At 64.9% G+C, this 18,840-nt stretch carries 18 protein-coding genes; 11 read left to right on the top strand and 7 right to left on the bottom strand.

Annotation, left to right across the window (positions count from 1 at the left end):
• Positions 1 to 149 precede the first annotated feature (149 nt).
• The 6 genes from I6F16_RS17880 to I6F16_RS17855 are packed head-to-tail and all read left to right on the top strand — an operon-like array spanning position 150 to position 7,211.
• On the top strand, positions 150 to 1,727 hold the full coding sequence (locus I6F16_RS17880) for an ABC transporter substrate-binding protein (RefSeq protein ID WP_036029296.1): 1,578 nt from the start codon (positions 150 to 152) through the stop codon (positions 1,725 to 1,727).
• Positions 1,724 to 2,725: an ABC transporter permease gene (locus I6F16_RS17875; protein WP_225114620.1), complete on the top strand. Its 1,002-nt coding sequence runs from the start codon at positions 1,724 to 1,726 to the stop codon at positions 2,723 to 2,725. Before I6F16_RS17880 ends, I6F16_RS17875 begins: the two co-directional genes overlap by 4 nt.
• Positions 2,725 to 3,558, top strand: coding sequence for an ABC transporter permease (locus tag I6F16_RS17870; protein ID WP_225114621.1), 834 nt, complete (start codon positions 2,725 to 2,727; stop codon positions 3,556 to 3,558). The genes I6F16_RS17875 and I6F16_RS17870 overlap by 1 nt, the downstream gene beginning before the upstream one ends.
• Positions 3,555 to 5,243 carry an ABC transporter ATP-binding protein gene (locus I6F16_RS17865; RefSeq protein ID WP_225114622.1) on the top strand — a complete coding sequence of 563 codons (1,689 nt, stop codon included), beginning with the start codon at positions 3,555 to 3,557 and terminating at the stop codon, positions 5,241 to 5,243. The genes I6F16_RS17870 and I6F16_RS17865 overlap by 4 nt, the downstream gene beginning before the upstream one ends.
• The gene (locus I6F16_RS17860) at positions 5,240 to 6,535 is read left to right on the top strand and encodes an ArgE/DapE family deacylase (RefSeq protein ID WP_036008078.1); all 1,296 of its coding nucleotides are present in this window, start codon (positions 5,240 to 5,242) and stop codon (positions 6,533 to 6,535) included. The genes I6F16_RS17865 and I6F16_RS17860 overlap by 4 nt, the downstream gene beginning before the upstream one ends.
• Before the next feature lie 40 nt (positions 6,536 to 6,575).
• Positions 6,576 to 7,211: a pyridoxamine 5'-phosphate oxidase family protein gene (locus tag I6F16_RS17855; RefSeq protein WP_225114623.1), complete on the top strand. Its 636-nt coding sequence runs from the start codon at positions 6,576 to 6,578 to the stop codon at positions 7,209 to 7,211.
• 432 nt (positions 7,212 to 7,643) lie between these two features.
• On the opposite strand, the gene I6F16_RS17850 is transcribed toward I6F16_RS17855, so the two are convergent.
• Positions 7,644 to 7,832 carry a hypothetical protein gene (locus I6F16_RS17850; protein WP_225114624.1) on the bottom strand — a complete coding sequence of 63 codons (189 nt, stop codon included), beginning with the start codon at positions 7,830 to 7,832 and terminating at the stop codon, positions 7,644 to 7,646.
• Between the two features lie 249 nt (positions 7,833 to 8,081).
• On the opposite strand from I6F16_RS17850, the gene I6F16_RS17845 reads away from it, so the two are divergent.
• A complete protein-coding gene (locus I6F16_RS17845) occupies positions 8,082 to 8,939 on the top strand; it encodes an SDR family oxidoreductase (RefSeq protein WP_225114625.1) in 858 nt (285 codons plus the stop codon).
• Between the two features lie 64 nt (positions 8,940 to 9,003).
• Here I6F16_RS17845 and I6F16_RS17840 read toward each other — a convergent pair whose 3' ends face one another.
• Positions 9,004 to 9,519 (bottom strand): ferritin-like domain-containing protein, encoded by a 516-nt coding sequence (locus tag I6F16_RS17840; protein ID WP_109142919.1) that lies wholly within the window; start codon positions 9,517 to 9,519, stop codon positions 9,004 to 9,006.
• An 87-nt stretch (positions 9,520 to 9,606) separates the two neighbouring features.
• Between I6F16_RS17840 and I6F16_RS17835 the strand changes: the two genes are divergently transcribed.
• The 4 genes from I6F16_RS17835 (at position 9,607) to msrA (ending at position 13,693) form a co-directional block, all read left to right on the top strand.
• Entirely contained in the window at positions 9,607 to 9,801 is a 195-nt protein-coding gene (locus I6F16_RS17835; protein WP_036029310.1) for a hypothetical protein, read from the top strand.
• Between the two features lie 484 nt (positions 9,802 to 10,285).
• A complete protein-coding gene (locus tag I6F16_RS17830) occupies positions 10,286 to 12,607 on the top strand; it encodes a molybdopterin guanine dinucleotide-containing S/N-oxide reductase (protein ID WP_225114626.1) in 2,322 nt (773 codons plus the stop codon).
• A gap of 20 nt (positions 12,608 to 12,627) precedes the next feature.
• Positions 12,628 to 13,050 (top strand): OsmC family protein, encoded by a 423-nt coding sequence (locus tag I6F16_RS17825; protein WP_036029314.1) that lies wholly within the window; start codon positions 12,628 to 12,630, stop codon positions 13,048 to 13,050.
• Between the two features lie 127 nt (positions 13,051 to 13,177).
• A complete protein-coding gene (gene msrA, locus I6F16_RS17820) occupies positions 13,178 to 13,693 on the top strand; it encodes a peptide-methionine (S)-S-oxide reductase MsrA (protein ID WP_036008049.1) in 516 nt (171 codons plus the stop codon).
• A gap of 70 nt (positions 13,694 to 13,763) precedes the next feature.
• Here the strand turns inward: msrA and I6F16_RS17815 are convergent, their stop codons facing one another.
• From I6F16_RS17815 to I6F16_RS17795, 5 genes are all read right to left on the bottom strand, one after another.
• Complete coding sequence (locus I6F16_RS17815) at positions 13,764 to 14,924, bottom strand: MFS transporter (RefSeq protein ID WP_225114627.1); 1,161 nt, start codon at positions 14,922 to 14,924, stop codon at positions 13,764 to 13,766.
• Between the two features lie 116 nt (positions 14,925 to 15,040).
• Positions 15,041 to 16,267, bottom strand: coding sequence for a Zn-dependent hydrolase (locus I6F16_RS17810; protein ID WP_225114628.1), 1,227 nt, complete (start codon positions 16,265 to 16,267; stop codon positions 15,041 to 15,043).
• Positions 16,260 to 17,045, bottom strand: coding sequence for an ABC transporter ATP-binding protein (locus I6F16_RS17805; protein ID WP_192893118.1), 786 nt, complete (start codon positions 17,043 to 17,045; stop codon positions 16,260 to 16,262). The genes I6F16_RS17810 and I6F16_RS17805 overlap by 8 nt, the downstream gene beginning before the upstream one ends.
• Entirely contained in the window at positions 17,042 to 17,815 is a 774-nt protein-coding gene (locus I6F16_RS17800) for an ABC transporter permease (RefSeq protein WP_225173899.1), read from the bottom strand. Before I6F16_RS17800 ends, I6F16_RS17805 begins: the two co-directional genes overlap by 4 nt.
• 61 nt (positions 17,816 to 17,876) lie before the next feature.
• Positions 17,877 to 18,821 carry an ABC transporter substrate-binding protein gene (locus I6F16_RS17795; RefSeq protein ID WP_225114631.1) on the bottom strand — a complete coding sequence of 315 codons (945 nt, stop codon included), beginning with the start codon at positions 18,819 to 18,821 and terminating at the stop codon, positions 17,877 to 17,879.
• Between the last annotated feature and the right edge of the window lie 19 nt (positions 18,822 to 18,840).

The raw sequence follows: 18,840 nt of genomic DNA, 5'->3' as shown, positions 1-18,840 counted from the left end.
TATGGCCCGATCGCGATGGTTCTTGTCCCCGATCAGGTAGCGCGGGACAGGGCGTTTGGCAACAATGCTCGCGCCGGCCAGATTCGTCAAAGCCGAATACGGCGTCTGGCGAGGTCCTTCTCACGCCGATATGCGACACGGAGAGCTCGATGAACAGACGCGAATTCACCCAGGCCATGCTGGCCGCCGGCGCCGCTATCCCCTTCGGCATCACGCGAGCGGCCGGCCAGACCCGCGGTGGAACACTCAACACCATCATCCAGCCCGAGCCGCCGCTGCTGGTCACCGCCTTCAACCAGCAGCAGCCGACGCTGACGCTCGGCGGCAAGATCTACGAGAGTCTTCTCAAATATGGCGCTGACCTCAAGCCGATGCCGGGCATGGCGCAGTCCTGGGAGATTTCGCCGGACGGGCTGACCTATACGTTCAAGCTGTTTCCCAACATCACCTTCCACGACGGCAAGCCGATGACGTCCGAGGACGTCGTGTTCAGCTGCATGAAGGTGTTGACCGAGACGCATCCGCGCGCGCGGCAGAATTTTGCGCGCGTCGCTTCGGCCGAGGCGCCCGATCCGCTCACCGTCGTGTTCAAGCTGAAGCAGCCCTTTGCGCCGTTCCTCGGCTGCTTTGACTGCACCTCGGCGCCGATCGTGCCAAAGCACATCTATGAAGGCACCGACTACCGCAAGAACCCGCTGAATGACAAGGCGATCGGCACCGGCCCATTCAAGCTGAAGGAATGGGTGCGCGGCTCGCATGTCCATCTGGTGCGCCATGAAGGATACTATCTGAAGGACCAGCCGTACCTGGATGAGATCATCTACCGCATCATCCCGGACTCGGCATCGCGCGCGCTGGCGCTGGAGAACGGCACGGTGCAACTCGCGCAATGGACCGACGTCGAGTTCTTCGACGTGCAGCGCTTCAAGGCGCAGAAGAACCTCGAAGTCACCACCAAGGGCTATGAGTATTTCGCGCCGCACCAGTGGCTTGAGATGAACAACCGTATCGCGCCGATGAACGACAAGCGCTTCCGGCAGGCGGTGATGCACCTGATCGACCGCGACGCGCTCGCCAAGCGGGTCTATTTCGGCAGCGCCAAGGTCGCGACCGGCCCGATCTCGTCCAAGACGAAATTCTACGACGGCAAGGTCAAGCGCTACGACTATTCGATCGACAAGGCCAAGGCGCTGCTCGACGAGATGGGGCTGAAGCCCGACACCAACGGCAAGCGCGCAGAGATCAAATACATCGTGCCGCCTTACGGCGAATCCTATCAGCGCGCCGGCGAGTTCTTCCGCCAGAGTTTTGCCCGCGTCGGCATCGATCTCGTCCTCGTCGGCACCGACATGGCCGGCTGGGCCGAGAAGGTCGGCAACTGGGACTATGAGATGACCCAAAACCTGCTCTACCAGCTCGGCGATCCCGCGCTCGGCGTCTCCCGCACTTACGTGTCGTCGAACATCAAGAAAGGCATCCTGTTCTCGAATACCGAAGGCTATTCCAACCCTGAGGTCGACAGGCTTTTCGACGAGGCCGCGGTCACGCTCGACGAGGCCAAGCGACTGGAGCTTTATTCCAAGGTGCAGCAGATCCTGGTCGAGGACGTGCCGGTCGCCTGGACGCTGGAGCTCGAATATCCCATCATCTACGACAAGGCGTTCAAGAACATCGTGTCGACCGGCATCGGCTCGCACGAAACCTTCGGGTCGGTCTACAAATCGTGATCCGTCTCGGCAGCGCGGCGACGATCGGGCTGATGGCACTGAGCCGGATTGCCCAGCTCGTCGCCGTCATCCTCGTCATCGCCACTTTCAACTTCGTGCTGGTGCGGGCCGCCCCTGGCGATCCCGCCCAGGTCATGGCCGGCCAATCCGGCGCGTCCGATCCGAAGCTGCTGGAAGATTTGCGCAAGGAATATGGGCTCGACAAGCCTTACGCCGTGCAGCTCGCAAGCTATCTCGGCCGCGTCGTCAGGCTCGACCTCGGCTATTCCTACCGCCAGCGCCGCGCGGTGGTCGATCTCATCCTGGAAAGGCTGCCGGCGACGCTGCTGTTGACGGTGACGGCCTTCTGCCTCGCGCTGCTGATCGGCACGACCCTCGGCGCGCTCGCGGGGCTGGCGGCGGGCAGCGTGCTCGATACGGTCTTCACCGTGCTGTCGCTGGTGCTTTATGCGACGCCGGTGTTCTGGCTGGGGCTGATGCTGGTGCTGGTCTTCTCCGTGACACTCGGCTGGCTGCCGCCGTTCGGTTACGAGACCATCAACGTCAAGCTCTCGCCGCTGGAGCATGCGCTCGACATCGCCAAGCACATGATCATGCCGGTGACCTCGCTGGCGGCGATCTATCTCGCGATCTATGCCCGGCTGATGCGATCCTCGATCATCGAGGTCGCCCAGCAGGACTTCATCAAGACCGCGCGCGCCAAGGGCCTGTCCGGGCCCAGCATTGTGGTCGGCCACATGCTGCGCAACGCGCTGGTGCCCGTCGTCACCGTGGCCGGCATGCAGGCCGGCGCGCTGGTCGGCGGCGCCGTGGTCATCGAGACGGTGTTCGCCTGGCCGGGCCTCGGCCGGCTGACCTTCGATGCGCTGCTCCAGCGTGATTATCCCGTGCTGCTCGGCATTTTTCTCATTCTGTCGATCGTGGTCATCGTGCTCAATCTGCTGACCGACCTGATCTACAGGCTGATCGATCCCCGCATGACGACAGGAGCTGCGTGATGGATGCGGTTCGCGCCTTCCTGCGTCATCCTAGCGGCATGGTCGGCCTCGTAGTGCTGCTTGTCGTGGTCGTCATCGCGCTCATCGCGCCCACCGTCTTTCCGGTCTCGCCCTGGGAAATGGTCAGCGCGCCGTTCACGCCGCCCGGCGAGGACGGCCTGCTGCTCGGCGGCGACACGCTCGGCCGCGACGTTGCGGCCGGCGTTGCCTATGGTGCCCGCGTGTCGCTCGTCATCGGCATCGCCTCGGCCATGGCGGCTATGGTGATCGGCGTCACGATCGGCGCAATTTCCGGCTATTTCGGCGGCAAGGTCGATCTCGTGCTGATGCGGGTGACCGAGCTGTTCCAGACCGTCCCCGCTTTCGTGCTCGCGATCCTCTTGGTCGCGACCTTCAACCCGTCGCTGCTGACGATCATCCTGACCATCGGCGCCGTGAGCTGGCCGCCGCTGGCGCGCCTCACCCGCGCCGAGTTCCTGCGCCTGCGCAATCGTGAGTTCGTCGAAGCCGCGCTGTGCCAGGGCGAGGGCACCTTGCAGATCGTGCTCGGCCATATCCTGCCCAATGCGATCTCGCCGATCCTGGTCGTGACCTCCCTGACGGTCGCCACCGCCATCCTGCTCGAAAGCGCGTTGTCCTTCATGGGCCTCGGCGATCCCAATCTGATGTCTTGGGGTTTCATGATCGGAGCTGGCCGCACCGTCATCCGTAATGCCTGGTGGATGAGCGTGTTTCCGGGGCTCGCGATCCTCATCACCGTGCTTGCCATCAACCTGTTCGGCGAAGGTCTCTCCGATGTGCTCAATCCGCGTGTATCGAGGCGCCGGTCATGAGCGACGCCGTGCAAGCCAAGGCACCCGTTCTGTCGGTCGAGGGGCTCTCGATCGCGCTGCCCGAAGGCGGCGATCGCCCGTTCGCGGTCGAGAACGTCTCCTTCGAGGTCAAGCCCAACGAGGTCGTCTGTCTCGTCGGCGAGTCCGGCTCGGGCAAGTCGATGATCGCCCATGCGGTGCTGTCGCTGCTGCCGAAGAGCGTCAATATTGCCGCGGGCGCCGTGACTGTCGCAGGACAAGATCCGGCAAAGCTCGACCGGCAGGCGCTGCGCCGCCTGCGCGGCGGCGAAGCCGCGATGATCTTTCAGGAGCCGTTATCCTCGCTGAACCCGCTCAAGCGGGTTGGCAGGCAGATCGAGGAGATGATCCTCACCCATCAGAAGCCGATGCCGTCGGCAATTGAGGTGCACGAACGCGTGCAGCAGCTCCTGACGCAGGTCGGGCTGCCAAATCCAAAGCTGCTTGAGAAGAGCTATCCGTTCGAGCTGTCCGGCGGCCAGCGCCAGCGCGTCATGATCGCGATGGCGATGGCCAACCGTCCGGCACTCCTGGTCGCTGACGAGCCGACCACAGCGCTCGACGTCACCACCCAGCGTCAGATCCTGCGCCTGATCGACGATCTCCGACGCGACCGCGGCATGGGCGTGCTGTTGATCACCCATGATTTTGGCGTCGTTGCCGATGTCGCCGACCGCGTCGTGGTGCTTCGTCACGGCAAGGTGGTGGAGCAGGGGACGGTCGAGGAAGTCCTGCGCAGTCCTAAGGCTGACTACACCCGCGAGTTGATCGATGCCGTGCCGAAGGCGCGGCTCGACGAGATCCGCCACACCGCGGTCCATCCCACACCGCTGCTCGAAGTCATCGGTCTTGAGAAGACATTCCGGGTCAAGCGCGGCCTGTTGCAGCCGCCGCGCGAGGTCGTCGCGGCCGACGGCATCTCGCTGACCTTGTACGAGGGCGAGACGCTCGCCGTCGTCGGCGAATCCGGGTCCGGCAAGTCGACGCTCGGGCGCATGATCATGCGTTTGACCGAGCCGGATGGCGGTGCCATCCGCTTCAACGGCCAGGATCTGCGCCAGCTCCGCGGCGAGGCGCTCCGGCAGGCGCGAAAACAGCTCCAGATCGTGTTCCAGGATCCGTTTGCGAGCCTCGATCCGCGCCAGAAGGTCGGCGATGCCATTGCGCGCGGACCAATGGCCTTTGGCACGTCGCGCACGGAAGCGATGGAGCAGGCGAGGAAGCTGCTGGTGCGAGTTGGCCTCAACGCCATCGCCGCCGATCGTTACCCCCACGAATTCTCTGGGGGCCAGCGCCAGCGCATCTGTATTGCGCGCGCACTGGCACTCAAACCGCGCGTGCTCATCGCCGACGAAGCCGTGTCGGCGCTCGACGTTTCCGTCCAGGCTCAGGTACTGGCGCTGCTTGCCGAGCTCCGTCAGGAGATGAAGCTCGCCATGATCTTCATCACCCACGACCTGCGGATCGCCGCCGAGATCGCCGACCGCGTCATCGTGCTCCAGAAGGGGCGCATCGTTGAAGAGGGCGCGACCGCGGACGTTTTCACGGCCCCTCAAGCCGCCTACACACGCGAGCTGCTCGATGCGATCCCGGGCCGCGATTTCTTCGACCAGCCGGGCTTTGCCAGCGTGACCGGCGCACTACCGACAGCGAGGATGAGTTCATGACCGACAGCCGTCCCCTTCCAGCCGGCGCGCGCGAGCGCATCGAGGCCGCTGTGGATGCCGCCTTCGACGAGCAGATCGACACCACGATCGCGTTCACGGCAATCCCGAGCACGCGCGCGGCGGAGGCGCCCTGTCAGGACATGTTCGCAAAGCTGTTGCGCGATCGCGGCTACGAGGTCGATGACTGGGTCATCAACCAGGACGATCTGAAGGCGCTGCCGGGCTATGGTCCGGTCGAGACCGATTTCTCGCGTGCCCGCTCCGTCGTCGGCACCTGCCGGCCGGCCAGGGAAGAGGGCCGCTCACTGATCCTTCAGGGCCATTGCGACGTCGTGCCGGCAGGTCCGCTCGACATGTGGGAGCGGCCACCGTTTCAGCCGGTGGTCGAGAACGGTTGGCTCTATGGTCGCGGCGCCGGCGACATGAAGTCCGGTACAATCTCGGCGCTCTACGCGCTCGATGCGATCAAGGCCGCGGGCTACAGGCCCAAGGGCCGCATCCACCTGCAATCGGTGATCGAGGAGGAGAGCACCGGACTCGGCGCGCTCTCCACACTTCAGCGCGGCTATCGTGCCGATGTCTGCATCCTGCCCGAACCGACCGACGAGAAGCTGATGCGTGCCCAGGTCGGCGTGATCTGGTTCCGCCTGAAAGTGCGCGGGATACCAGTCCATGTCGCACGCGCCGGCACCGGCTCAAATGCGATCAAGGCTGCAATCCACCTGATCCAGAAGCTCGAAGGTCTCGAGGCCGAATGGAACGAGCGCGCGAAGACGCACCCCTCGTTCAAATCGGTCGAGCATCCGCTCAACTTCAATCCTGGAATCATCAAGGGCGGTGACTGGGCCTCCAGTGTGCCCGCCTGGTGCGATGTCGATTGCCGCATTGGTGTGCTGCCCGGCTGGAAGGTCGCCGACGCCCAGGCCGAGATCGTGGATTTCGTAGCCAAGGCGGCGCGCTCGCATCCATTCCTCGCCAACAATCCGCCGGAGATCGTCTGGTCCGGCTTCCTGTCGCCGGGCTACGAGGCGACGGAGATTCAGGAAAGCGAGGCGGTTCTCGCTCCGGTCTACGAGCATGTGTTCGGCCGCAAGCTGACCAGCTTCTCGTCAACCGCACTGACCGATGCGCGCTTCTATGGTCTCGATTTTGGCGTGCCTGCGTTTTGCTTCGGCGCCACGATGGAAGGCGCGCACGGCTTCAACGAGCGCGTCGATCTCGCCTCGGTCAAGCGCGTCACCAAGGCGCTTGCGCTGTTCACCGCGAGCTGGTGCGGCATCGAGGCCAATTAGCCGAAAGAAGGAAACTCACCGCAAAAAGGGAGGTTCGCGAATGGGCAGCCAGGGTGCAGGCGGCAAGCCGCCGGTCAAGACGCAAGAGGATCTGCGCGCGCATTTCGGGCAGCTCAGCCCGCTCGCCGAGAAGAAGGTTCTCAGCCATCTCGACAGGTTCTGTCGCGACTTCATCGCGCTTTCCCCGTTCCTCGTCCTTGCCACCAGCGATGGCAACGGTCATGCCGATGCAAGCCCGCGCGGCGACGCGCCGGGCTTCGTCGCCGTGCTCGACGACAAGACGCTGCTGATCCCGGACCGGCGTGGCAACAACCGCGTCGACACCTTCGGCAATATCATCGGTTCCCCTGGCATCGGCCTGATCTTCCTGGTGCCGGGGATCAACGAGACCCTGCGCGTCAATGGCCGCGCCGAGATCTCGCAGGATGCCGAGCTGTTGACGCCGCTCGCGGTGCAGAACGTGGTCCCAATCATCGGGCTGAAGATCCATGTCGAGGAGACCTATTTTCATTGTGGCAAGGCGCTGATGCGCTCGAAGCTCTGGAATCCGGCTGCTCAGGTCGAGCGCAACAGTTTCCCGACGCTCGGCCGGATCATCGCCGAGCAGACTGTCGCCATCGCGGTCGAAGAGGCCGAGAAGACGATGGAAGAAGGATACCGTACGAGGCTCTACTGAGAATGACCAATCTGATCTAGCGGTCCGCCCTGCAGAAGGTTTCGACGATACGCTACATGCTCGCAGCCTGGCGCCCGTGAAATGTCTGCGAGGTAGGTAGCGAGCGGCAGCACTGAGCGCACAGACGCGACGAATCCGAACGGAAGCGGCATCGTCACGCTGCGAGGAAGAACCCGATGGCCGATGCCACGCTGTTGCCGCCGGCGCGCATGCCTGGAAGCGCAACGAACACTGCGCCGACGAGCAGAATGAGAACTGCAATGAATTGCCGCCGGGACGGCACGCGCAGATCGGCAGCGAGCCGTTGGCGAACGCTCCTCCGTATGCCGCCGACGCCCCCTTCAACCCGAAGTACATCGAAATGCTGTATAGCGCGCCGGGACCACAAATTGACATCGACAGGATTGCGTGCAGCGGCAGATGGCGCGGCCACTAGGCCTTGGCGAACGGAAGAACCAGGGCGCCCGTGACCAGGAACCGAAGTGCGGTCAAATCGAAGGGTGTCAGGCCGGATTGCATGCCGGCTCTCGAGAAGACGAGAAAGCCGGACCAGATGCAGAACACGCCGGCTGCGCTCAGGAGACCGAAAATCCGCTCGTTCGATTTGGCTACAGGTGTCAAGCCCGTGTCCGATTGCTTGAGATATCTTAGCGCACTTTAAAACACCTGCGAGTTTCAAGATGCTCTCGGCAACATGGCCCTCCAAGGTGCCGCCATGGTGAGCGATCCTTGGGAGTTTTTCTAGCCGAGAGTTCCGCAAGCCGTCGTAATCGGATCTCTGGGGTGCAGCCACGCTGTGCGATGACGGAATCAACGCCAGGAACACTTCCGGCGGCGCTCCGTTAGCGCAGCAAACGCCGGGAGTTGTCCATGACCAATTATCCAAAGCCGCCTTATCCTGCGCAGCAGCAGCCGATGCCGGGCTCGACCCGGGCCATGCAGCCGCGCCCGGATCATGGCGAGGAGAGTTACAAGGGCTCCGGCCGTCTTGCCGGAAAGAAGGCCATCATCACGGGCGGCGACAGCGGCATCGGCCGCGCGGTGGCGATCGCCTATGCGCGGGAAGGCGCGGATATCGTCATCTCCTATTTGAACGAGGAGGAGGATGCGGCCGAGGTCAAGGCGCTGGTCGAACGGGAGGGACGCAAGGCCGTCCTGATCCCGGGCGATATCAGCAATCCCGAACATTGCCGCGCCATCGTGCGTCGCACCGTCGAGGAGCTCGGCGGCATCGACATCCTCGTCAACAACGCTGCCCATCAGGCTACGTTCAAGGACATCGCGGATATCAGCGACGACGAATGGCGGCGGACATTCGAGATCAACATCCATGCCATGTTCTATCTGGCCAAAGCCGCCGTCCCCCACATGCGGCCGGGCTCCGCGATCATCAACACGGCCTCGGTGAACTCCGACATGCCGAATCCGAGCCTGCTGGCCTACGCCACGACCAAGGGCGCGATCCAGAATTTCACCGGCGGGCTTGCGCAGATGCTGGCCGAGAAGGGCATCCGGGTCAATGCGGTGGCCCCGGGGCCGATCTGGACGCCGCTGATTCCCTCGACCATGTCGGAGGAAAGGGTCAAGAACTTCGGCAAGCAGGTGCCCATGCAGCGCGCCGGCCAGCCGGCCGAGCTCGCGACGGCCTATGTCATGCTGGCCGATCCGCTTTCGAGCTACACGTCGGGGGCGACGTTGCCCGTCACCGGCGGCAAGCCGTTCATCTGATCCAGGCGAGCACCGTGGCGGCACCGCACTACCGGCGCCGCCACTCTCAATCAGTCGCTTTCAATCACGCAGCGCTGGACGCCTTGGCGTTGACGCCTTTGCGCAGGGCCACCGTGTTCAGCTTGGTGTTGGCGGCCTTCTCTTCGTTCAGATTGGTGGTGAGGAAGCGCACGATGTCGTCGTGGCCGAGCTCTTCCGCCCAGGCGATCAGCGTGCCGTACCGGCACATCTCGTAATGCTCCACCGCCTGTGCGTTGGCGACGATCGCGGCGTCCAGCACGGCCTTGTCCTCGATCTCGCCGGCGGTCTCGTCGGCTTCCTTGATCAGGCCGTCGATGGCCGGGCAATGCGTGCCGCTCGGCTCCTTGCCGAGCTTGGCGAAGACCTTGTCGAGGCGCTCGACCTGCTTGTTGGTCTCTTCCAGATGCGCCTTCAGCCCGGCGACGAGATCCCTGTTGGTGGCCTTGTCGATCATCTTCGGCAGCGCCTTCAGGATCTGCTGTTCCGCGTAATAGATGTCTTGGAGCCCGTGCAGCAGCAGGTCTTCCATCGATTGGATGTCCTTGGTGAAGAATCCCATAAAAGACGTCTCCTTTTCACAATGATGGCAGTGGAACGCGGAGCGGCCGCCGCTGTTCCATTCCCGTGTGCAGATCGGGAGAGCCGAATGAGCGATGGAGTGGATCATTTTGTGGGCCTTCTCGGACGTGCGGCGATGGACGTATGGGGCGACATGCCTCGCGACATCCAGGAGGCACTGTTCGAGACCGCGATGAAGGGCCGCGACACCGAGCGTGAGGAGCTGGCGCGATTGCTGCACGAGCGGCACCCGCGCACGCTGCATCCGGCCCGGCCGGGCTGACGCCGGCGGGCTGGGAACGAACATGCGATCTCCTGATTGGTGAATCGGGCGGCGCCACACGGGCTCCAACGAGGACCGAGCGGGGTGCATCGCCCGAGCCTGTCAACCTGTGAGTCGACCGACGTGACTGAGAATATCGGCAAATGGTACGACCCGATTTCGGAGCGGTGGATCGTGCCTCGCCAACCCCACACCATCGCCGCGTTCGATCGGTCGAGCGCGGAGAACGTGCCGGAGGCGAACAAGAGAGAAGAGACGCAGCGGATCTGGAATCTGCTGGTCGATTGCTGCGCACGTGGATGATGCAGCGTCGGCGCGAAAACGAGCGACATGACGCGCTCGACGACGCTCGGGAGTGTCAACGGCCTTGAGGCTGGCTTTGCGCGGGGCAGGTCAGCGTTCCCGTCAACCCTGATCTCGACCACGTCCGGAGCGGATCGGTATATTACCACCCCTGCCGACGCCGCCGGAACAAGGATCAGAGATGGACGATACGATTGGCTTCCCCGACCCCGGTCTTGACCTGTCGGACGGCTTCAAGCCGCACACCTCACATTGGGGCGTGTTCTCCGCGCGTCAGGGCGCGGCTGGGCTGGAGGTCAGGGCCTATGCGGGCGATCCCGATCCGAACGGCATCATCGACAATTTTCCCGGCGCGCTCCGCCACCAGGCGCGCATCGCCCAGCCGGCAATCCGCCGCGGCTGGCTCGAGCGCGGGCCGGGCCCCGACGATCGCCGCGGCCGCGACGAGTTCGTCTCCGTCAGCTGGGAGAAGGCGCTGGATCTTCTCGGCGACGAGCTTGGCCGCATTCGCGACACCCGCGGACCCGGCGCCGTGTTCGGCGGCTCCTATGGCTGGTCGAGTGCCGGGCGCTTCCATCACGCCCAGAGCCAGGTGCATCGCTTCCTCAATATCGCGTTGGGCGGCTATGTGCGCTCGGTCAACACCTATTCGTCCGGTGCGTCCTCGATGCTGCTGCCGCAGATCCTGGCCGGCTACGAGGACATCACCAAGCGCAACGTCACCTGGGAGCAGATCGCGGCCGAGACCGACATCGTGCTGGCGTTCGGCGGCATGGCGCTGAAGAACTCCATGGTGGCCGGCGGCTCGATCAGCAAGCATGTCGAGCGCGGCGCCATGGCGGCGGCGCGGGCGCGCGGCTGCGAGTTCATCCTGGTCAGCCCGCTGCGCGACGATCTGCCGGTCGAGGCCGGCGCCGAATGGATGAGTTGCGTGCCCGGCACCGACACCGCCCTGATGCTCGGCATCGTCCATACGCTGGTCAGTGAGAAGCTGCACGACCAGGCCTTCCTCGACCGCTACACCGAGGGCTGGGCAATCTTCCTGCGCTATCTCAACGGTGAGAGCGACGGGCAAGCCAAGCACGCCGAATGGGCCGCCGCGATCTCAGGCGTCAGTGCGGATGCGATCCGCAAGCTGGCGCGGCGTCTCGCCGGAAAGCGCGCGCTCGTCACCGTCTCCCATTCGCTGCAGCGCGCCGAGCATGGCGAGCAGCCGGTGTGGATGGGCATGGTGCTGGCGGCGGCCCTCGGCCAGATCGGCCTTCCCGGCGGCGGCTATGCCTATTCGCTGGGTGCGATCGGCTATTACGGCCGCCGCGTCAACGACGTGCCGGGACCGACGCTGGGGCAGGGCCGCAACGGCGTTGCCGATTTCATTCCGGTGGCGCGCATCGCCGACATGCTGCTCAATCCCGGCACCACGTATCGCTACAACGGCAAGACGCGCACCTATCCGGATATTCGTCTGGTCTACTGGGCGGGCGGCAATCCCTTCCATCACCATCAGGACATCAACCGCCTGCGCAAGGCCTTCGCGAAGGTGGACACGCTGGTCGTGCACGAACTCGCCTGGACCGCCACCGCCCGCCACGCCGATATCGTGCTGCCCGCGACGATGACGCTGGAGCGCGAGGACATCGGCTATTCCACCAACGATCCCCTGATGGTCGCGATGCACCGGATCGCCGAGCCGTTCGGGCTCGCGCGTGACGATTACGATATCTTCGCCGATCTCGCCGAGCGTCTTGGGGCGCGCGAGCCGTTCACCGAAGGGCGCACGTCGCGGCAATGGCTGGAGCATCTCTACGAGCCGACCCGCGCATCGCTTGCCAAGCGCGGCCTCGAAGCGCCGAGCTTCGAAGAATTCTGGGCGCGCGGCAGCCTGGTCGTGCCGCAGCAGCCCGATGACGGCGGCCGGCTACGCCGCTTTCGCGAGGATCCCGACAATCATGCCTTGCCGACGCCGAGCGGACGCATCGAGATCTACTCGGCCAAGATCGCGGGGCACGGTGATGCGGATTGTCCCGGACATCCGGTCTGGCTCGACAAGACCGATGTTCCCAAGCCGGGGGCACCGTGCTTCCTCGTCGCCAACCAGCCGGTGACGCGCCTGCACAGCCAGCTCGATTTCGGCGGTCATTCGCTTGGCTCGAAGCATCGCGGCCGCGAGGTCGCGCGCATGAATCCGGTCGATGCACAGGCGCGCGGCATCAAGGACGGTGACATCATCCGCCTGTTCAACGAGCGCGGCGCGTGCCTTGCCGCGGTCCGCGTCACCGACGGCATCGTATCAGGCGTGGTTCAGCTGCCGACCGGCGCGTGGTACGATCCGATGGATCCGGAAGACGAGGCGGCGCTCTGCGTTCACGGCAATCCGAACGTGCTGACCCGCGACGTCGGCACCTCGTCCCTGGCGCAGGGCTGCACCGGCCAGTTGACGACCGTCGAGGTGGAGAAGTTCACCGGCAATCTACCGCCGATCCGCGCGTTCGATCCGGTTTAGGCAAACAAGGAGACCTTTAGATGATCCGCAAGGCAACAGCAGTCTGGAAGGGCACTGGTCGCGATGGCACAGGCCATCTGTCGAGCGAATCCGGCGTGCTTGCCGGGACGCCCTATTCATTCAAGACCCGCTTCGAGAACGAGAAGGGCACCAATCCCGAAGAGTTGATCGCCGCGGCCCATGCCGGCTGCTTCACCATGGCGCTCGCCTTCGGCCTGCAGATGGCGGGTTTCACGCCGGACGAGCTCTCGACCGAAGCCGCCGTCACGCTCGAGCCCGAGGGCAAGGGCTTCAAGATCAGCAAATCCGCGCTGACTCTGCGGGCGAAAGTGCCTGGTCTCGACGATGCCGGCTTCGCCCGGCTCGCCGGCGAGGCCGAGAAGAACTGCCCGGTGTCCAAGGTGCTCAACGCCGCCATCACGCTCGACGCCAAGCTGGTCTAGGGCGCGCGCCTGCTTCCGGTCCATCCGGTCCAGGCCACCGCGTGGGCGTCAACGCGCGGCTTTCGGCCGGGCGGCCGAAAGCCTATATGATGGACAAGCTGTTGAGCGATCATTGGGAGCACATCACATGACGACGGAACGCGCAGTTTTGGCCGGCGGCTGCTTCTGGGGCATGCAGGATCTGATCCGCAAGCAGCCGGGCGTGATCTCCACCCGCGTCGGTTACACCGGTGGGCACGTCAAGAACGCCACCTACCGCAATCACGAAGGCCATGCCGAAGCGATCGAGATCGTGTTCGATCCGGCCAGGACCAGCTTCCGGACCATGCTGGAGTTCTTCTTCCAGATCCATGATCCGACCACGCTCAACCGTCAGGGCAACGATATCGGCACGAGCTATCGGTCGGCGATCTTCTACACCAGCGAGGAGCAGAAGCGGATTGCCGAAGACACCATCGCCGACGTCGAGGCGTCCGGCCTGTGGCCCGGCAAGGTGGTGACCGAGGTCGCGCCCGCGCGCGAGTTCTGGGAGGCCGAGCCCGAGCATCAGGATTATCTCGAACGTTATCCTGACGGCTATACCTGCCACTTCATCCGGCCGGGCTGGAAGCTGCCGCGGCGAGCTGCGGCAGTCGGAGGCTAGAGCCTGAAGAAGGTGGCTCGCCGGCTGTGGCGGTCCACCTCCTCATCGGTCAAAGCCGACGCGAGTCCGGTCACGCATCGACATGCAAGGTCCGGCGCTGCTCCGCGGTGACGGTCCGGGCGGTCAACGTGACGAGACCCATCAAGGCGGCGAGCAGCCAGAATGCCAGCGGCAGTCCGCCGAGCTGTGCGACGAAGCCGACGCCGGCAGGGCCCAGCAGGACGCCTGCATAGCCGGCCGTCGTGATCGCCGCGACCGCAAGTCCCGTGGGCATCACCTTTTGTTGCGCCGCCCGGCGGAATAGCACGGGCACGAGGTTCGAGGCGCCGAGCCCGATCAGCAGGAATCCGGCGATGGCGACCGCCGCCACGGGCGCGGTGAGCAGCACCACGAAGCCGGCGATCGCGATGAGGCTGCCCCACAGCAATGTCGTGCGGTCTCCGATGCGCGCAACGATGGCGTCGCCGCTAAGCCGGCCGATCGTCATCGCGATCGAGAACACGATGTAGCCGATGCCGCCTTGGGCCTCGCTGACGAGCCCGGCGCCGATCACGAGCAGCGCGCCCCAATCGAGCATCGCGCCTTCGACCAGGAAGGTGATGGCGCCGAGCAGCGCCAGCAGCAGCACCGATCCATGCGGCAGCACGAACAATGGGCCTTCCTGCACCTGCACCGATCGAAGCAGGCGCGGCCAGGTCACGAGCATCGCGATCAGCATCAGCACGGAGCAGATCAACGTCGAGGCGAGCGCGCCGAGCTGCAGAGAGAGCAGCGCCGTCATCAGCGCGGAACCGGCGAAGCCGCCGATGCTGAACAGGGCGTGGAAGCCGGACATCAGCGGGCGTCGCGCGGCGCGCTCCACTTCCACGGCGTGGATATTCATGGCGACGTCAATGGAGCCGAGTGCGGCCCCGAAGACGAACAGCGCCAGCGCGAGCGTCGCGGGCGACGCCGCGATGGCCAGCAATGGCAGCACCAACGTGAGACCAAGTCCGCCCGCGATGATAATCGGTTTGCTGCCATAGCGCGCGCTGAGCACGCCGGTCAGCAGCATCGCGATCACTGAGCCGATGCCGAGGCTGAGCAGTAGCAGCCCGAGAACGCCGTCATCGACCGCGAGCCGCGCCTTCGCGAACGGCACCAGGGGTGCCCAGCACGCGATGCCGAAGCCCGCAACGAGGAAGGCAAGCCGGGTGGCGAGGCGGGTCGCCGGCCGGTCGGCAGAAGACATGGGAACTCCGGGAAGCAGGGGAGGAGACGGTCGACAGGCCCGAGGATTGCCGCGGCTTTATGGCAGAGCCCTGCTCGAATGGTCGTGGCAGGCGCTCAACGGCTGCATGCCTCGACCTAGCCCCCGAGGATCCGCCGGCACGCCTCGACGAACACCTCTGCGCCCGTCACGATGTCGGCATCCGCCGTGTTCTCGGTCCAGTGATGGCTGATGCCGCCGATCGACGGCACGAACAGCATGCCGGCGGGCATGACGGTCGCCAGCATCTGCGCATCGTGGCCGGCCCCGCTCGGCATCCGGATGGAACGGCCGCCGGCGACGGCCTTGCTCGCGGCCTCGATCGCGTCCTGAAAGCCCGCGTTCATCATCGCGGGTGCGCCGGTGCGCAGCTTCGTCACCGTAACGGTGCAGGGGCCATTTGCGCTGGCTTCGTCCGCCATGGTCCGCAGCAGTTGCTCCAGCCGCGCGATGACAAACGGGTCGTCGTCGCGGATCTGGAACAACATCTCCGCGCCACCGGGAATGATGCTCGGTGCGCCCGGATCGAGCGTGATGCGGCCGGTGGTCCAGACCGTGCGCGGGCCGCAGGCGGCGGGGAAACGCTCGTCGATCGCCACGCAGAACTTGGCCAGCGCCAGGCCCGCATCCTTGCGCACCGCCATGCGCGTGGTGCCGGCATGGTTCTGCTCGCCGGCAAAGTTGATCTGGTACTGCCAGATGCCGACGATGGACGTCACGACGCCGATCGCCAGGCGCCCGCTTTCGAGCGTGTCGCCCTGCTCGATATGCGCCTCGAGATAACCGACGTGCCGTCCCGGCTCGGCGGTGATGCGCGGACGCCCCGCCAGCCCCATGTCGGCAAGGGCATCGCGCATGCTGCGGCCGCTGGTGCGGTCGCGCGCGGCGTCGATGTCGGCCTCGGTCACCTGTCCGACATAGGAGCGCGAGCCGAGGAAATGACCAAAATGTCCCTCCTCGTCGCACCAGGCGGCAACTTCCACCGCGCCGTTCACCGAAGCGTCGGCATTGAGCACGCGCGCCGCTTCGAGCGCATAGACGACGCCGAGCGGGCCGTCGAGCCAGCCGGCATAGTTCTGGCTTTCCAGGTGCGAGCCCGCCAGCAGCTTCGGCCCGGGCTTCGAGCTCGTCCCGAACACATTGCCGATGCCGTCGATCGTCGCGGAGAGCTCGGCCTCGGGCAGCTTCTGGACGAGCCACTCCAGCGACAGCTTGTGCGGCTCGGAGAAGGTCGGCTTGTGCACGCCGGTCTTGTAGGCGCCGAAGGCGCGCAGTGCATGGAGGTCGGCGAGAACGCGATGGCCGTCGGCGCGAGCGTCAGGCATGTTCGGCAACCTTCAGCGCCTCGGTGCGGATCTCCTCGACCAGCCGTTCCTTCAGCTGGACGAATTCCGGCGTGGTCTTGATCTTGTAGGAGCGCGGATGCGGCAGGTCCACATTGATTTCGGCCTTGATGCGGCCGGGGCGTGCGCTCATGACGATGACGCGGCTGCCGAGGAAGATCGCTTCCTCGATATCGTGGGTCACGAACAGCACGGTCTTCTGGTCGCGTTCCCAGATCCCGAGCAGCATCTCCTGCATCAAGGCGCGGGTCTGGTTGTCGAGCGCGCCGAACGGTTCGTCGAGCAGCAGGATCTTCGGATCGTTGGCGAGCGCGCGTGCGATCGCGGTGCGCTGCTGCATGCCGCCGGAGAGCTGCTTGGGCCAATGGTTTTCGAAGCCGGACAGCCCGACCTGGCGGATGAAGGCATCGGCGATCTTGTGTCGCTCCGCCTCGGACACGCCGCGCTCGCGCAGGCCGAAGGCGATGTTCTCGCGCACCGTCAGCCAGGGAAACAGCGTGTAGGACTGGAACACCATGCCGCGATCGGCGCCCGGGCCGGTCACCTCGCGTCCGTCGAGCGTGACACGGCCGCCGGTCGGACGGTCGAGGCCGGCGACGATGCGCAGCAGCGTGGACTTGCCGCAGCCGGAGGGACCGAGGATGGTGACGAAGTCGTTGTTGCCGATGGTGAGATCGGTCGGCTCCAGCGCCCTGGTCGGCGCGTTGCCGTGACGCGCGGGGAAGGTGCGCGAGACCTGCTCAACCTTAAGAATGGTCATGCGAGCTTCCAGGGAAACAGCCAGGCATTGAACGCCTTGAACAGGAAGTCCGAGATCAGGCCGATCAAGCCGATCACGATGATGCCGAAGATGATCTGGCCGGTGTTGAGCAGCGCCTGGCTGTCGGTGATCATATGACCGATGCCCGAGGACGAGCCGATCAGCTCGGCGACGATGACGTAGGTCCAGGCCCAGCCCAGCACCAGCCGCAGGATCTCTGCGATCTCCGGCGCGGAGGAAGGCAGCAGCACCCGGCGGATGATCCCGCGGTCGCTGGCGCCAAGCGTATAGGCGGCCTCGACCAGATCGCGCCGCGTGGCGCCGACCGTCACCGCGACCATCAGGATCACCTGGAACACCGAACCGATGAAGATGACGAGCAGCTTCTGCAGCTCGCCGATGCCGGCCCACAGGATCAGCAGCGGGATGAAGGCCGAGGCGGGCAAATAGCGTGCAAATGAGACGAAGGGTTCGAGGAAGGCTTCGACCGGCTTGTAGGCGCCCATCAGCACGCCGAGTGGCACCGCAATGACCGCCGCGAGCGCAAAGCCGCCGACGACGCGCCAGATCGTCATGCCGATGTCGAACAGGAAGCCGTGCTTGGTGAGCAGCTCGAGGCCTTCCTGCGCCATGGTGAGCGGATTGGCGAGGAAAGTCTTCGACACATGCCCGCCAAACGTCGCCCATGACCAGAGGGCGACGAACAGCACGAAGAACGCCAGGCCATATGCCGCACGTTGCTTCGATGTCACGGGATCCAGGGGACGCATCAAACTGTATCCGAATGGTGCGCCGGCTCCGCCTGAGGCGGAACCGGCAGCTTGGAGAACGTTACTTGATGAAGCTCGCGTCGTAGAGGTCCTCGACCTTCGGCACGGCCTTGATGATGCCGATCTCGAGCAGGAGCTCGGCGGCCTCCTTGTTGAAGGTCAGGAAGTCGCCGGCGAAGAACTTCTGGTTCGCCGCCTTGTCCTGCCAGCGCAGGTATTTCGCCGAGTTGCCGAACTGCTCGGCGGTCTGCTTCACGTCGGCGCCCATGATCTCGTAGGACTTGGCCTGGTCCTTGGCGATCATCTCGAGCGCCTCGAAATAGCTGTCGGCGAGCGCCTTGGCGGCCTTGGGATTGTCGGTGAGGAACTTCGGCGTGCAGCCGAACGTGTCCATGACCATCGGATAGTCCAGCGTGGTGGCGATGATCTTGCCCTTGTCCGGCGCGGCACGCACGGTCGACAAGTATGGCTCATAAGTCATCGCTGCATCGTTCTGGCCGGAGACGAAGGCCTGCGCGGCCGCCGCCGGCTCGAGGTTCACCACGGTCACGTCCTTGGTGGTGAGGCCGTTCTTCTTCAGCATCCAGGCCAGTGCAAAGTAGGGCGAGGTGCCCGGCGCGGAGGCGGCGACGGTCTTGCCTTTCAGGTCCTTGATCGCGGCGATGTCGTTGCGCACGGCCATGCCGTCGGCGCCGTAGCTCTTGTCGAGCTGGAAGATCTGCTTGGTGGCGACGCCGTTGGCGTTCCAGGAGATCCAGGTCTCGACCGTGGTCGCCGCACACTGGATGTCGCCGGAGGCGATGGCGAGATGGCGGTCCTTCTGCGGGATCTTCTTGATGGTGACGTCGAGGCCGTTTTTCTTGAAGATGCCGGCTTCCTTCGCCAGCGTCAGCGGCGCGAAGCCGGTCCATCCGGAAATGCCGATGCCGACCTTGACGTCCTGGGCGAGCGCCGGAGTGGAGGCCGCGAGAGCAATGATTGTCGCAAATACTGTCGAATTACGCATGATTATCGTCCTCTTGCCG

It is taken from the genome of Bradyrhizobium sp. IC4060, assembly GCF_020193715.1.
Lineage (GTDB): Bacteria > Pseudomonadota > Alphaproteobacteria > Rhizobiales > Xanthobacteraceae > Bradyrhizobium > Bradyrhizobium yuanmingense.
Note: the sequence above shows the minus strand (reverse complement) of the source record. Positions and strands in the feature narration are given on the sequence as shown.

What these genes read in the sequence shown, in the direction of transcription:
- I6F16_RS17880 (WP_036029296.1), top strand. Translation starts at nt 150, where the DNA reads ATGAACAGACGCGAATTCACCCAGGCCATGCTGGCCGCCGGCGCCGCT.
- I6F16_RS17870 (WP_225114621.1), top strand. Translation starts at nt 2,725, where the DNA reads ATGGATGCGGTTCGCGCCTTCCTGCGTCATCCTAGCGGCATGGTCGGC.
- I6F16_RS17865 (WP_225114622.1), top strand. Translation starts at nt 3,555, where the DNA reads ATGAGCGACGCCGTGCAAGCCAAGGCACCCGTTCTGTCGGTCGAGGGG.
- I6F16_RS17860 (WP_036008078.1), top strand. Translation starts at nt 5,240, where the DNA reads ATGACCGACAGCCGTCCCCTTCCAGCCGGCGCGCGCGAGCGCATCGAG.
- I6F16_RS17855 (WP_225114623.1), top strand. Translation starts at nt 6,576, where the DNA reads ATGGGCAGCCAGGGTGCAGGCGGCAAGCCGCCGGTCAAGACGCAAGAG.
- I6F16_RS17845 (WP_225114625.1), top strand. Translation starts at nt 8,082, where the DNA reads ATGACCAATTATCCAAAGCCGCCTTATCCTGCGCAGCAGCAGCCGATG.
- I6F16_RS17840 (WP_109142919.1), bottom strand. Translation starts at nt 9,519, where the DNA reads ATGGGATTCTTCACCAAGGACATCCAATCGATGGAAGACCTGCTGCTG.
- I6F16_RS17835 (WP_036029310.1), top strand. Translation starts at nt 9,607, where the DNA reads ATGAGCGATGGAGTGGATCATTTTGTGGGCCTTCTCGGACGTGCGGCG.
- I6F16_RS17830 (WP_225114626.1), top strand. Translation starts at nt 10,286, where the DNA reads ATGGACGATACGATTGGCTTCCCCGACCCCGGTCTTGACCTGTCGGAC.
- I6F16_RS17825 (WP_036029314.1), top strand. Translation starts at nt 12,628, where the DNA reads ATGATCCGCAAGGCAACAGCAGTCTGGAAGGGCACTGGTCGCGATGGC.
- msrA (WP_036008049.1), top strand. Translation starts at nt 13,178, where the DNA reads ATGACGACGGAACGCGCAGTTTTGGCCGGCGGCTGCTTCTGGGGCATG.
- I6F16_RS17815 (WP_225114627.1), bottom strand. Translation starts at nt 14,924, where the DNA reads ATGTCTTCTGCCGACCGGCCGGCGACCCGCCTCGCCACCCGGCTTGCC.
- I6F16_RS17810 (WP_225114628.1), bottom strand. Translation starts at nt 16,267, where the DNA reads ATGCCTGACGCTCGCGCCGACGGCCATCGCGTTCTCGCCGACCTCCAT.
- I6F16_RS17805 (WP_192893118.1), bottom strand. Translation starts at nt 17,045, where the DNA reads ATGACCATTCTTAAGGTTGAGCAGGTCTCGCGCACCTTCCCCGCGCGT.
- I6F16_RS17800 (WP_225173899.1), bottom strand. Translation starts at nt 17,815, where the DNA reads ATGCGTCCCCTGGATCCCGTGACATCGAAGCAACGTGCGGCATATGGC.
- I6F16_RS17795 (WP_225114631.1), bottom strand. Translation starts at nt 18,821, where the DNA reads ATGCGTAATTCGACAGTATTTGCGACAATCATTGCTCTCGCGGCCTCC.